This window comes from Photobacterium alginatilyticum, from assembly GCF_009910675.1.
GTDB lineage: Bacteria > Pseudomonadota > Gammaproteobacteria > Enterobacterales > Vibrionaceae > Photobacterium > Photobacterium alginatilyticum.
In genome coordinates this window covers 39,808-53,333 of record NZ_RSEJ01000006.1, presented here as the reverse complement: position 1 = coordinate 53,333, position 13,526 = coordinate 39,808, and the positions used below count along the sequence as shown (strand labels likewise).

Below are 13,526 nucleotides of genomic sequence, written 5' to 3'. Positions count from 1 at the left end.
TGTTGGCACAATGCGTGGCTGTCCATCCTGGTTAGTCGTTTTCAATGGCAAGTTGGTTTAGTGCCTGTTTGTTGACTTTGCCGACCGTAGTCAGTGGCCACATGGCTATGTGTTCAAGCTGGTCGGGCTGTTTGTAGCGGGGTAACCCGTGTTGGGTCAGAAACTGTTGGACTTGCTGTAGATCGCATGCCGGGTTATCGCTGATCACAAAGGCACAGCTGCGTTCACCCAGTCGTTCATCCGGTACCGGGATGAGAACGCAGTCAATCACATCCGGATGCTCGGCCAGAAGCTCTTCAATCTCGGCAATCGCAATTTTCTCTCCGGCGCGGTTTATTTGCTCTTTTAGCCGTCCTTCTACTATCAGGTAACCATTGGCTGTCTGGCGGACTAAATCACCGGATTGGTAGAACCCTTCCTGGGTGAAGGCTTTCTTGTTGTGTTCTTCGGCCAGATAATAGCCCTTGATGGTGTAGGGGCCTTTGGTGAGCAGCTCACCGGCTTCTCCCGGGGCGGCCGGGCTGCCGTCAGGGGCCAGGATCCGGATTTGATCGGCAGTAGATAGGGGCTTGCCCTGTGTTGTTGCTACGGTTTCGATATCGTCGCCAAGGCGGGTGTAGCATAGCAATCCTTCGGCCATGCCAAAGACTTGTTGCAACTGGCATCCAAGAGTTGGGGTGATTTGGCGGGCTACTTTCTCTTCAAGTCGCGAGCCGCCGATCTGTAATACCTGCAGGCTTGAAATATCGGTTTCGTCCCACTCTTTGGCTTCCAGCCAGAGCTTGGCAAGTGGTGGAACCAGAGCTGTGATGGTGACTTTCTCTTGTTCAATTAAGGCAAAGGCCTCATCGTCACCAGCTGTTTTGGCCATCACAACTTTACCGCCGACACTAAGGGTGCCGAGAATGCCCGGACAGGCCAGCGGAAAGTTATGGCTGACCGGCAGGGCAGCAAGGTAGACACTTTGCGAGCTCATTCCACATACCTTGGCAGATTCTATGGCATTGAAGGCGTAATCGGCATGGGTACGCGGGATCAGTTTCGGAGTACCGGTGGTTCCTCCAGAGAGTAGCAGCAAAGCGACATCGGTTGGGCCGGGCTGCGGGGTTTCAGTTGCAAGGGGGCGAGAGCTGTGAAGTTGATCGAAGGTGAAGTGGTTTTTACTTTTGCCGTCAACGATGACAGTTCGGATGCAAGGGTGTTGCTGTGAGATATGATCGGCCAGCACCTGGTAGTTAAAACCTAAGAAGCTATCCGGCACCACATAGGCGACTGGTTGGGCCTGCTGACACAGGGCGTTAATGTCTTTTTCCCGATGGGCGGGCATGGCCATAATCGGCCAGGCGCCAATGCGAAATAATGCAAAGCACAGAACAACAAAATGGTTGCTGTTTGGAAGCTGTACAAGCACCGTGTCCCCGGCGCCAATGCCTTGCTGCTGCAGTCCGGCGGCAACTTGCTCTGCACTCTTTTTGAGTGCTTGGTAGCTTAGGCGTTCATCGCCATCAACCAGAGCGGTGTGCTGATGATAGTCTCTTGCCCAGTTTTCGAGACATTGCCATAGCGTCCGGGGTTTCATTAACCCGTCGTCAATATATGACTGCTTAGCGTCAGCCAGTGCCGCGAAGAAGTCAGACTCATTCTTTTCTGTAGCCATGCCAGCCCTTCTTTGTTGTTGATAATGATTTCTATTTGCAGGCTGGTGAGGGTAGAAAAAGTCACGAGGCTCAGCCACTCCTATCGGGATAGAAATGCCCGTATCGGGTTGAGTTCTCCTTATTCTTTAACCCATTGATCCGATTAGGGTAGACGGCTACTGATCTGGGTAGCTTGAGGTCAGGTGGAAATTTATTATCTGTCGGATTGTTTCCTGTTGTTGTGAAGGAATGACGACTATGTCTAATTTGGAAGATGACACTGGCTGGCTGACCTTATGGCGAATGGTAAAGGTTCAGCAAGGGTGCCTTTCTGCCTCGATGATATTTACCTGCTTTGCCGCGCTGCTCGAGTTACTGCCTTTCTGGCTTATTTTTCAGGCAATGGAAGCCGTGCTCGGATACTATCAGCATGATCTTTCTGCCCTTGAACTGACAACTGCGCTCTATCACTCGGCGTTATGGATCTTGGTGGCTCTGGTGGCAAAGACAATGGTGTATGCGCTGGCGTACGGGCTAAGCCATAAGGCTGCATTTGGTATTCTGACTCATACCCGCCGCCTTCTTGTAACTCGCTTAGCCTGGGCACCGGTTCATTGGCTGCAAAAGTACCATTCCGGCCAGTTGAAGCTGGCTGTGCTCCAGGATGTCGAGCGGGTGGAGAACTTCGTTGCCCACCATACGGTAGAAGTGTCGGTGTCGGCCATTGGTCCGGTGGTGGTGACCGGCTATTTGCTTTGGGTGGACTGGCGTCTGGCACTGGCTAGTTTGTTGGTTGCGCCGCTGGCGGTACTCAGTTCAATGCTGGTGATGCGAGGAATGGATCAACTCTATGACGAATATCATCAGGCATCGGTGAACCTCAATAGCACTACGGTAGAGTACCTGCGTAACATGCCGGTGATGAAACTGTTTCAGCAAGACAGCCGTCGCTTTAAAGCGATGATGGACAGTCTCGACCGGTATTATGGCATGGTGGCGAAGATTACCAAGGTAACTGTGCCCAGGTGGGCGTTGTTTACCTGCTTGCTGGGGGCAAACCTGCTGGTGATTTTGCCCGTTGCGATGATGCTCTATCAGGCAGGTGAAGTGCGTTTGCTCGATGTACTGATGGCGGTACTGCTTGGGGCCGGAATGCTACGCCCCTTGCTTAAGGTCAGCCATTTTTTCACTGAAATTAAAGAGGTGCTGGCCGGGGTTAAACGACTTGCCCCGATCATGGCAGCGCCTGCGACCGAGAGTGCATCACTATCGACGGTACTGGAGACACCTTTGCAAGTGACATTTAGAGATGTTTCGTTTGGCTACGGTGATCTGCCGGTGCTGAAGGGGATTAACCTGATCCTGGCACCGGGGACGACCACAGTACTGATGGGGCGATCCGGTGGCGGAAAATCGACTCTGGCCCAGTTGCTGGCAGGTTTGCTGGTACCTGATAGCGGCGAAGTGCAGATCAACGGGGTGCCAGTCTCGTCATTGGATAACCAACAGCGCGCGTCACTGATTGCTGTAGCTTCGCAGGATGTGTTTTTGTTCAAAGGGACAATTCGAGACAACCTGCAACTGGCTCGTGACGGTATTTCCGAGCAAGACATGCACCAAGCCGTCACCGTGGCACAAGCGCAGGAACTGATTCAACGCTTGCCGGAAGGTTACGATACGCAACTGCAGGAGCAGGGTGTTCGCCTGTCTGGCGGAGAAAAACAGCGCATCGCATTGGCTCGGGCGTTGCTCGCCGATACGCCTATCTTGGTACTTGATGAGGCAACAGCCTTTGCCGACAGCCTGACCCAAAAAGCCTTCTATCACGCATTGAAAAAGCACTATCCGGAGAAGACGGTGCTGGTGATTGCCCATCGTACGTACGGTCTTGAAAGTGCTGATCTTATCGGCATCATTGAAGACGGACTCATTCAGTCACAGGGTAGCCATGCTCACCTTCTGGATACCAGCGACTACTACCGGCAGATCTGGCAACTGCAAAATGACAGTGACGATTGGTCTATCGGTGCTGTTAAACGCCAAACCGCTGAAAAGGAGATGGCTTATGAAGGTTGATAGTATTTGGAGCGTTATTCTGCGGGTGATTCAACGCAGTGAGCGGTCATCTTCACAGCTGTTCAGCGGAATGATGTGGCGTATTGCCGAGTGTTTGTTGGATGTGCTGCCGATGTTGGTCTGTTTCTGGTGGCTGCAGGCGGTATTGATGGCTGACGTTGGTGGCAGTGGTGAGGTGACGCCTTCGATCGTCATGGTAACGGCATTGCTGGTGGGTATTTTTGCTCTTCAGTTATTTTGTGCGATACACGGACAGAAAAATAGCTTTCTCGGTAGCTATTCGATCATGGGGGGATACCGGGAGAAGCTGCTTGATCGGGTGCATCAGTTGCCGCTGGGCGCACTGTATCGTTATCGTACCGGTCAGCTGACCGATATGGTGACTGACGATGTGTTGCGGATCGAAAACATTTTCACCCATTTGGTGATTGAGGTACTGACGACCTTACTGATCCCCGTGGTGTTGGTGGCGGGTTTGATGTGGGTTGACTGGCAGCTGGCACTTAGCCTGATTATCGGCATGCCGTTTGCGTTCTGGGTGCTGCAGGCGACACGCAAGCTGTTTGTCCGGATGAGCCAGGATAAACAAGCGGTGTATCGCGATACATCGGGTCTGATTGTTGAGTTTGTTAGCGGCATCAAGACGTTGAGGCTCTATCATCGCGCTGAGCTATGGCTGGGCAAGCTTTATCGTCATTTCGATGAGATGATCCGTATGTCGATTAAGGTTGAGCAGTGGGGGGCCGTCCCGGTTGTGCTCTACCGGCTGTTGCTTGAGCTCGGGTTGGTGGTGTTTTTCCTGATTGCTGCGAATAAGATAGACGCCGGTAGCGCGAGCCCGTTGACGTTGCTGCTGTTTATGCTGCTAGCCCATCGCGTGATCTCTCCCCTGCTCGAAATGGGCCAGCATCTGACCATACTCCGTTATGCAGTGCAGTGTGAAGGAAAGCTGCAAGGGCTATATGATGAGGTATTGTTGAGTGAACCTGAGCAAGCCGCAGAGATCAACGAGTATTCAGTCTGTTTTGAGGATGTGAGTTTTGGTTATGAGTCGACGCCAGTTCTGCATAACATGAGCTTTATGGCTCGGCATCAGGCCGTGACGGCGATTGTCGGGCCATCCGGTAGCGGCAAGAGCACCGTGATGAACCTGCTGGCACGTTTTTATGATCCGGACCTGGGCACTATCAGAGTTGGGGGTAAAGACGTCAAGGCGCTGGGTTCTGAAGGGCTTTACCAGCACATCAGCATGGTGTTCCAGCAGGTGCAGTTATTTGACGGCACCATTATGGACAATGTGCGCATTGGTCGGCCGTCGGCCAGCGATGAAGATGTGTTTGCAGCTTGTGAAATGGCACATTGCGAAGAGTTTATTAACCGGTTACCGGCAGGCTATCAGACACATATTGGTGAGAGTGGAGCCAGCTTGTCTGGTGGTGAAAGGCAGCGACTTTCTATTGCGCGGGCACTGTTGAAAGATGCGCCAATCATCTTGCTTGATGAAGCCACAGCCTCTGTCGATGCCATTACTCAGCACTATATCCAGCAAGCGTTATCCGAACTGGTGAAAGATAAAACCGTGATTATGATAGCCCATCGCCTGAGTACTATTCGGGATGCCGACCAGATTTTGGTGCTCGATAATGGGCAGCTGGTTCAGCGAGGGTGTCATGATGAGTTGCTTAAGCAGGAGGGGCTATATCAGGAATTGTGGTCTGCCCAGAATGGCGTGTTGATGACTTAGCAAAGGAAGCTTCGGTAGCAATGCCGACGCTTCGCAATAAAGCCGGAGACTCAAAAGCCTGATCCCCATAACATGGGGATCAGGCTTTTTATTATGGCTAGACTGCCAGTGGCAGGAAGATAATACTCAGGATGATGTTAACTGCCAGACCGAATGTGATTGGCGGAATCGTGCGTTTGATCAGATCGAACGGCGAGACTTTTGCCATACCGGATGAAGCAACGATTACCCCGGCAACCGGTGACATGGCGCGACAGGCATTGGATGCCTGCTGCATTGGCATCACCAGGTAGACACCGTTGATACCCATGCCGTCAGCAATTTTCGGGATCAGCTCAACGAACGCATAGAATGCCGCGTTGCCCGAACCGGTCAGGAATGCCACGGCACCTGTCAGGCCGACGAGTGCCAGCATCATTGCCGTCGCACCGAAGCCGACTTGCGAGGCGGTTTCAATCAGCAAATTGATGGCACCGATAGCCTTTAGGCCCTGGGCAAAGACACCGGCACCTACCAAAATCAAGACTACCGGCAGGGCATCTTCCATCCCTTTGACAATCGCACTCATACCTTCCATCGCGGTACGGCCGCTGCGGTGGCGAATGGCTTCAAGCGCCATTGCCGTAAACAGACAAAGGATGGCAATGGTGCCGATGTTCATGGTGACACCTTCAACCAGGCCCAGCTCGCCACTGGTCACGACCAGGACAATAATCGGCAGCATAGGTAGCCAGCCGTAAAAGCCTGGTGCCTTGCCTTCAATCTCTGATGTCTTCACATCGACATTATTGAGGTTAACTTTCATGCTGCTGCCTTGCTGTAGCAAGCCTTCTTTTTTGTCCATGTACTGTTGCCAGAAGTAGTGGGCAGCAGCCATGGCCAGCATACTTGGGATAGCCAAAGGGATTTGATATTTCAGGGTGTAGATTTCAACCGACATACCAACATTTTCTGCCGCAATCACCGAGTCGACAGCCAGTGGCGAGAAGCTGATGGTGGCTGTGGTCGCAATCGCTGCAGCAATCGAAATTGCTGGCAGTCCTAGTGCATTTAGCACCGGGAACAGTGTCGACATCAGCAATACCGCGAGGCTGGTTGCCCCGAATCCTGCCAGCGAGATAAAGCTACCGATAAGAAACGTTACGGCCAGTAGCAGGTAGGGTTTGTTGATACCGCCCAGTAGCCTGAGCGCATTGTTGATAACAATGTCGTTGGCACCGATGTAGGTCATATAGCGGGCGTAAGCCAACAAGGCAAAGAGGATCAGCCCCATGCCGCCGAAACGATTGTTGAACATTAAGTTCATTGATTCAAAAATATCCAGCCAGGCATTACCACTGGATTTTGCTTCGGGAATAACGGGTAATCCCATCGCGGCGCAGACTGCCATTAATACCGCCGCCCCCAAGAATAAGGTGGCGATCGCGTTATACTTTTTCAGAATGGCGAATCCGACTATGGATACAACCAATATGGAGATAAATATGCTCATTGTTTCCTCATAAGCAGTGTTTGATAACAAGGTGGAGATATATATTAGAGTATGCAACTGAATGTTGATTTGCGTCATGAGTTGCATATAAATATGGCGTAACTCGTAGGAAGGATCATGTTTCCCGGCTTAGGGTCACATTTTGAGATATTGGCTTATTTTTTATGTGCTTATAGCGATAGAACGATAGCGAACAGTGATAAATCGGGATAATGCCCGCAGGGTATTGCTGGTCAGTTGCAATTGTCGGCTGTCGAGCTGGCTGGCGATTTTAGTCGCTGTAAACCAAGTCAATTTGGGATACCCTCAATCATCGGTAAGCTATGTTGCACCAAGAGGAGTGTAGAGCGTGAAACAGTCTTTAATTCACATCGCCCTGGTCGTGAAAGATTACGACGAAGCTATTGAGTTTTATACCCAAAAGTTGAAGTTTGAGTTGGTGGAAGATACCTATCAACCCGAGCAGGACAAGCGCTGGGTTGTTGTTTCTCCTCCGGGCTCAAATGGCGCGACCATTCTGCTGGCCAAAGCCTCAAAACCGGAGCAGGAAGCCTTTATTGGCAACCAGAGCGGCGGCAGGGTGTTTCTATTCCTCAGCACCGATGACTTCTGGCGTGATTACAACAGGATGCAAGCCGAAGGGATAAAGTTTGTGCGGGAGCCTAAAGAGCAGGACTATGGCACGGTGGCCGTGTTTGAAGATCTGTACGGTAACCTGTGGGATTTGCTCCAGCTGGATCCGAGCCATCCGATGGCGGGGCGCTAATTGCTGTTGCGGTAACTGCAACATAAGATGAAGGCTCAGGGCAACGAGCCTTCATTTTGCGATATGGCGCAGCTATGTGTCACAAAACAGTAATTAGTCTTTCTTCACAGCTGCCGTTACGATGAGCTCAACCTTGAGTTCCGGGCGTGCCAGCTTGGCTTCGCCGCAGGCGCGGGCCGGCGCAAAACCTTCTCCGAACCATTGATCCCAAACATGGTTCATCTCGTCAAAGTCGCTCATATCAGCCAGCCACACCGTTGTTTGCAGAACATGTTGTCTGTCGCTGCCAGCTTCAATCAGTAAGGTTTCCACCCGCTGAAGAGCTTCGAGAGTTTGCTCTGCAACACTGGTCCCGGCGATACCCACCTGACCGCACAGATAGACGGTATCGTTGTGAATAACGACTTTACTCATTCGCTGGTTGGTGTACTGCCTGTTGATGGCTGTCATGCTTGCTTTCCTTGTTTTGATTAGTGGTGTGAATGGAGCTCTGAGTCGTAGTCTGATTAGTAGCCTGACTAGCTGTCTGGGTAGTTGTAGCTGGACTACTGCCGCCCTGCTTTGCTCGGTATCGCTGAATAAAAGATTCACTGACCGGGGTCAGGCTAGCCAGCTCGCCGAGCTTGAGCGGCTTGATCGGATGACGGATCCGGTAATAGCCGACCTTGGCTATGTCAGTGCGGGTTTCGTCGGCGATGATTTCTGCCACTGTCGGGCCGCAGTAGCGGCCCTGGCAAGCCCCCATGCCGCAACGGGTATAGGTTTTGATTTGGTTGATGCCATTGCACTTCTCGCGAGCATGTTGGCGAATTTCGCCTGCAGTGACTTCCTCGCAGCGACAGACAATCGTGTTATCCGATGGTGTAAGTGCTTGCTGAGGAGGGGCATACAAGGTATCGAGAAATGGCCGGATGGCGATTTCTTGCTTGATGCTCTGTGTCAGAGCCTGGGTATGCTGCTGCCAGTGTGCCTCGTCCAGGTAGCCCAGGGCGTAAAGTACCTCGGCTGCGACCAGCTGCCCCTGGTATTCGGCCACCAGGGCACCGCCAATCCCGCCGCTGTCACCGGCAATCGCAACCCCGTCTAAAGACGTGTTATTGTGTGCATCCAACCGCGGTCGCCAGCAACGCTGTACGCGGTCCCAGTCGTGTTCCAGTCCCATTGCCCGGCTTAGCTGGACATTGGGGATCACGCCAATATGGCTTAGAACGGTAGCCGCGGGAAGCGTTACCGTTTTGCCGCCGCTGCGAAAGCTCAGTTGTTCGACCTTGTCGGCAGAATGGTTCTGGCCATCGCCGGTGCCATGTGCGCAAATGTCTGTCGCCTGGGTATAGTGGGTAACACCGGCTTTGCGAATTTGTCCGAGCAGCTTGAGACCCTTGGTGAGGTACTTGTGACCCTTAAGGGCGTTAATGGCGAAGCGGCTGGCTTGCAGGTACTGCTTGGGCGACTGGGTATCGACAATCGCAGCAGGCTTGGCCCCGGCATTGATTAACTGAACGGCCAATAAATACAACAGTGGGCCTGTGCCGACCATCACCGCCTGTTTGGGGGCTATCCCGGCGGTTTTTAGCAAGATCTGGCTGGCCCCGGCAGTCATTACACCGGGCAGGGTCCAGCCCGGAAACGGGAAAGAGCGCTCAAGGGCACCGGTTGCCAGAATAATGCGCTGGGCCTTGAGTTGCTCGGCTTTGCCGCGGCGGCTCCAGTATACGGTTTTATCCGGGTCAACCCGCCAGATAGTGGCTTCGGTAATGTGCTGTATTTTTGCGCTGTCCAGCGTCTTGACCAGGCTGGCACCACGAAGGTAGTCAGGACCGAAAATATCACCCAGCGGATGTCCGTCGGCCTTGATGGCACGGTAGATCTGACCACCCGGGCGTGCTTGTTCGTCAAGCAGGGCAACACTGGCACCGGCCTTGGCGCAATCAATGGCCGCAGCCATGCCTGCCGGGCCCGCACCTATGATGCAGACATCAACATTGAACATAATAATTCCTTTTTCGTGTTAGCTGCGCTGTCGCCTGACATTGAGGCCGGATTCGACCGGGCGCATACAGGCCTGCACATTGTGTTCGCCATCGACTTCTACCCGACACTCGAAACAGCTTCCCATCATGCAGAAGGGAGCACGGGCAGATTGGGATACGGGCGTCTCCCGGGTATGGCTGATCCCGGCAGCGAGCAGCGCGGCGGCGATGGTATCGCCTTGCCGGGCTGATATTTCCTGGCCTTCCCAGAAGAAGCGCACCTCTCGGGAAGCCGCCTGCGAGGCGTTATCTAGCCTCAGAAAGTTCGAATCGGTCTTCACTGAATAGCTCCAAGTCAGGTGAATCGGCTGTGTTCTCCAGCCAGTGTGGCAGTAGGTAGCTGTGGGCGGCTGCAAGCGTGATCCCGCTATGACAGCTCACTATGTATGCGCCCGGCTGGCTGGGTGACTGTTGGTAGATAGGCAGGCCGTCCGGCGAAATAATCCTCAGGGCCCCCCAGCTTCTGAGCAAGCGGGTGTTGGCGAGGAAGGGATAGACGGCAATCGCCCGCTCGGCAATGGCAGCAGTGACCGTCATCGTATCCTGATCGTCGAGTCCGGCATCTTCCTTGGAATCGCCAATCTGGATGCCGCCCTCGTTGACCTGGCGGATAATGCCGGAGGGGCGGTTGATCATCGGCGACAGTTTTTCGGTGATTAGCACCTGGCCTTTTTGTGGTTTAACGGGCGCTTTCAGGCCAAGTTGCGGGCCTAGTTTGGCCGCCCCCAGTCCTGCCGCCAGAACGATTTTGTCGCTGTTAACTGTGCTTCCGTCCTGCAATGTTGCGCAGAACCGACCATCGGCTTGTTGCTCAATATGTTCGACATTGGCTTGGGTGATAACCTTGCCGCCCAGGGTTTTGATAGCCTTGGTGTAAGCGTGTAGCAGCTTGAGCGGATTGACGTGCCCGTCTTCTGCGCCATAAATGGCACCGACCACATCCGGGCCGATTTGCGGCTCTTCCTGTCGCAGCCTGGCCTGATCCCACACCTCGAACGGGTGATCGGAACCAAGCGCCTGACGAAGGTATTGGTACTGGGCAACACGGGCTAGCATCTCGTCTTCGGAAAAGTGGAAGTCATAGCCGCCGTTCTGCTCCAGGTTGATGGTCTCTCCGGTTAGCTGTTCAAGCTCGTCGGCCAGTTCGCGCCACATACCGACAGAGCGGCGGGTCCAGGCAGCATAATGCGGGGCGTCCAGACCTTTGCAAGATAGCCAGACCAGGCCAAAGTTACCCCGAGAAGCGCGATGGGCGCTGTCTCCGCCATCAAGGACGGTAACCTGATGCCCGTTTTTTAGCAGCCCGTAAGCCACGGCGCAGCCCACCACGCCGCCACCGATAATGACATATTCCGGTTTCATGTGATTTCTCTGCAGTTGTCATGTCGAAAGGGCCGGGGAATAGTCGATATCCCCCGGCAATGGGGGGTGGGGGTGATTAATTCAGGGCTTTATCCAGAATCTCCTGACCCCACTCGGCACCGATATCCTCAAGGATTTCAGGCCACACCGTGCTGCGTACTTTCTCTGCCGTCTGTGCTAGCTGTTGCGGGCTGACTTTGATGATTTCAGCGCCGTTATCTGCCAGTCTTTGCTCATTGGCAGCCTGATCTTTCTGAGCGTTTTCCCAGCGGCGGTTTTCGAAGTTGGCCGCTGCGGCTTTCAGTGCCTGTTGCTCGCTGTCGGACAAATCATCGAGACGCTCGCTGTTGATCATCAGGTACCAGATCTCAAAGTGGGTATTGAGCGGGATATAGGTTTTGGTCACGTCACGGAACGAGGCATAGTACCCCTCGGCACCTGAGCCAATCACCCCGTCAACTACACCGGTCTGAACGGCAGTGAACGCCTCGGAGAAAGGCAGTGGCGAGCCGATGTAGCCGACATTGTCTGCCAGTAGCTGGAAGCTCTTGATTGGCGGTACACGCAGCTTGATCCCCTTGTTGATATCCGGCTGGCCCGGTGCTTTGGCATCGCGGTTGAGGGAAATGCCGCCAAAGTAGACCGGGTAGGCCGCTAGCAAAGTGATGTCCTGCTTGGCAAACAGCTTCTCCATCGCTTCGCGTACTGGCGCGCCGTCACCGTAGATCTGCTGTGCCTGTTGCCAGTCGTTGGCCAGGTATGGCAGCAGGCCTAGCTGCATTTTTCGATCGGTGGCTGTCGAGGCAGGCTGTACTGCCATATCGATTGCGCCGACCGAGATGCGCTCCTGGACCAGGGTGTAGTCGCCCAGGGCGTTGGCCGCATAGACGCGAAGTTTTACGTCGCCGTCGGTAGCTGTTTTGATTTCTTCTCCCAGTTGCTTGATATCGGTATCGACCACCGTGCCTTGCGGGCGAACGTGGCTGATTTTCAAAGTGGCCGCCGAGGCTGGCAGAACGCTAAGGGCTGCCATTGCCAGTGTGACAACCTGAGCGCATTTTTTAAGCTTTGTTGATGGAGTAAACATGCTTGTCAGTTTCATTGTAAATATCCTTATTGGTAACCAAACACGGTAGGGAGGAAGAGCGATAGTTCAGACCAGAACGAAGTCAGGACAACGACTGGCAGGTAGCCAAATACAATCAGCATCATTGCCGGGCCAACGACTTCGGAAAACTTGACGTTTCCGATGCGGGCACCGAGGTACAGAATTGAAGCGTAAGGCGGTGTGACCCCGCCCATGGCTGTATTGACGCCCATAATGGCGGCAAATTGGATAGGGCTGATGCCAATGGCTGTCATTAGCGGCAGTAACAGTGGGGCAATCAGGATAATGGCGGTGATGTCGTTGACCACCATGCCAACCAAAAATAGCAGAACGTTAATGAAGATCAGTAGCAACACTTTGTTTTCGGTGATGCCGAAGATGGCGTTCACCAGCTCCTGCGGCACGTTTTCGACCACGAACATCTGGCTGAGGATCAGGCTGAACAGGATCATGAACATGATTGAGCCGACGGCCGTGGCCGATTCCTTGCCCGAGGCCAGCAGTGATTTCCAGCTTAGTCCTTTGTAGATCATAAACCCGACCGGGATGGCGTAGATCACGGCAACCGCAGCGGCTTCTGTCGGGGTCATGATGCCGCCGTAGATCCCGCCCAGAATAATGATCGGCATAAATAGCGCCGGAATGGCATGAACGGTTCGTGACGAGGCTTCTTTTATCAGCCCTGACATGGAAGGCTTGTCGTCCAGTACCAGCGGGAACTTACGTGCCATGATCAGATTGATGATCGCGAAGTTAAATGTCACCAGCAGGCCGGGACCCAGCGTTGCCAGAAAACAGGCCAGAATCGAGGTGTCCGTGACCCAGCCGTATACGATCATCGTGACACTCGGCGGGATCAGCAGGCCAAGGATCGATGAGTTGGCGATCAGGGCCGTCGCATAGGCGCGAGGGTAGCCGCGCTTTTCCATCTCGGGGATCAACAGCGGTCCGATAGCCGCGACACCGGTCAGGCCGCTGCCGGAGATTGCGCCGATAATGGCACAGCTCACCGAGGCGACAATACCGAGTCCGCCACGGATATGGCCGACAAACACATTAACAAACCGGAGCAGGCTGGCGGCAATACCGCTCTGGCTCATAATGGTACCGGCAAGAACAAACAAAGGGATAGCGAGCAGAATAGGGTTTGTCAGCTGGCCGGCACCCCACATCATGTTACCTTTCATGGACACATCGCCCACGTAGGTCATTATCATCAGCGCACCGCCAAAGCAGAATGGCAGGGGAACGCCGATAGTGAGCAGCAGTACCAAGGCACCGACTGCGAATAGTGCAACTTCAACCATAGTG

The 13,526-nt window shown here is 53.7% G+C and carries 12 protein-coding genes; 3 read left to right on the top strand and 9 right to left on the bottom strand.

Annotated elements, in window-relative coordinates; translation table 11 throughout:
- Positions 1 to 31: 31 nt before the first annotated feature.
- Entirely contained in the window at positions 32 to 1,657 is a 1,626-nt protein-coding gene (locus tag EIZ48_RS07680; protein WP_160649822.1) for a (2,3-dihydroxybenzoyl)adenylate synthase, read from the bottom strand.
- Positions 1,658 to 1,895: 238 nt separating this feature from the next.
- On the opposite strand from EIZ48_RS07680, the gene EIZ48_RS07675 reads away from it, so the two are divergent.
- Both EIZ48_RS07675 and EIZ48_RS07670 read left to right on the top strand, forming a co-directional pair.
- Positions 1,896 to 3,713, top strand: coding sequence for an ABC transporter ATP-binding protein (locus EIZ48_RS07675; protein ID WP_160649820.1), 1,818 nt, complete (start codon positions 1,896 to 1,898; stop codon positions 3,711 to 3,713).
- Complete coding sequence (locus EIZ48_RS07670) at positions 3,703 to 5,457, top strand: ABC transporter ATP-binding protein (RefSeq protein WP_160649819.1); 1,755 nt, start codon at positions 3,703 to 3,705, stop codon at positions 5,455 to 5,457. Before EIZ48_RS07675 ends, EIZ48_RS07670 begins: the two co-directional genes overlap by 11 nt.
- A gap of 97 nt (positions 5,458 to 5,554) precedes the next feature.
- Here the strand turns inward: EIZ48_RS07670 and dcuC are convergent, their stop codons facing one another.
- Both dcuC and EIZ48_RS29685 read right to left on the bottom strand, forming a co-directional pair.
- Entirely contained in the window at positions 5,555 to 6,949 is a 1,395-nt protein-coding gene (gene dcuC, locus EIZ48_RS07665) for a C4-dicarboxylate transporter DcuC (protein ID WP_160649817.1), read from the bottom strand.
- 162 nt (positions 6,950 to 7,111) lie between these two features.
- Entirely contained in the window at positions 7,112 to 7,243 is a 132-nt protein-coding gene (locus EIZ48_RS29685; RefSeq protein WP_275690361.1) for a hypothetical protein, read from the bottom strand.
- A 55-nt stretch (positions 7,244 to 7,298) separates the two neighbouring features.
- Here EIZ48_RS29685 and EIZ48_RS07660 point away from each other — a divergent pair, with 55 nt between their 5' ends.
- Positions 7,299 to 7,715: a VOC family protein gene (locus tag EIZ48_RS07660; protein ID WP_160649815.1), complete on the top strand. Its 417-nt coding sequence runs from the start codon at positions 7,299 to 7,301 to the stop codon at positions 7,713 to 7,715.
- A gap of 93 nt (positions 7,716 to 7,808) precedes the next feature.
- Here EIZ48_RS07660 and EIZ48_RS07655 read toward each other — a convergent pair whose 3' ends face one another.
- The 6 genes from EIZ48_RS07655 to EIZ48_RS07630 form a co-directional block, all read right to left on the bottom strand.
- Positions 7,809 to 8,165: a RidA family protein gene (locus tag EIZ48_RS07655; protein WP_160649813.1), complete on the bottom strand. Its 357-nt coding sequence runs from the start codon at positions 8,163 to 8,165 to the stop codon at positions 7,809 to 7,811.
- The gene (locus EIZ48_RS07650; protein ID WP_160649811.1) at positions 8,122 to 9,705 is read right to left on the bottom strand and encodes an FAD/NAD(P)-dependent oxidoreductase; all 1,584 of its coding nucleotides are present in this window, start codon (positions 9,703 to 9,705) and stop codon (positions 8,122 to 8,124) included. The genes EIZ48_RS07655 and EIZ48_RS07650 overlap by 44 nt, the downstream gene beginning before the upstream one ends.
- A gap of 18 nt (positions 9,706 to 9,723) precedes the next feature.
- Positions 9,724 to 10,101 (bottom strand): (2Fe-2S)-binding protein, encoded by a 378-nt coding sequence (locus EIZ48_RS07645; protein ID WP_240152901.1) that lies wholly within the window; start codon positions 10,099 to 10,101, stop codon positions 9,724 to 9,726.
- Positions 9,992 to 11,107, bottom strand: a complete 1,116-nt coding sequence (locus EIZ48_RS07640) for an NAD(P)/FAD-dependent oxidoreductase (RefSeq protein ID WP_160649810.1) — start codon at positions 11,105 to 11,107, stop codon at positions 9,992 to 9,994. The genes EIZ48_RS07645 and EIZ48_RS07640 overlap by 110 nt, the downstream gene beginning before the upstream one ends.
- 76 nt (positions 11,108 to 11,183) lie before the next feature.
- Positions 11,184 to 12,209 carry a TRAP transporter substrate-binding protein DctP gene (gene dctP / locus EIZ48_RS07635; RefSeq protein WP_160649808.1) on the bottom strand — a complete coding sequence of 342 codons (1,026 nt, stop codon included), beginning with the start codon at positions 12,207 to 12,209 and terminating at the stop codon, positions 11,184 to 11,186.
- Positions 12,210 to 12,220: 11 nt separating this feature from the next.
- Positions 12,221 to 13,522, bottom strand: a complete 1,302-nt coding sequence (locus tag EIZ48_RS07630; protein ID WP_160649806.1) for a TRAP transporter large permease — start codon at positions 13,520 to 13,522, stop codon at positions 12,221 to 12,223.
- Positions 13,523 to 13,526 lie beyond the last annotated feature (4 nt).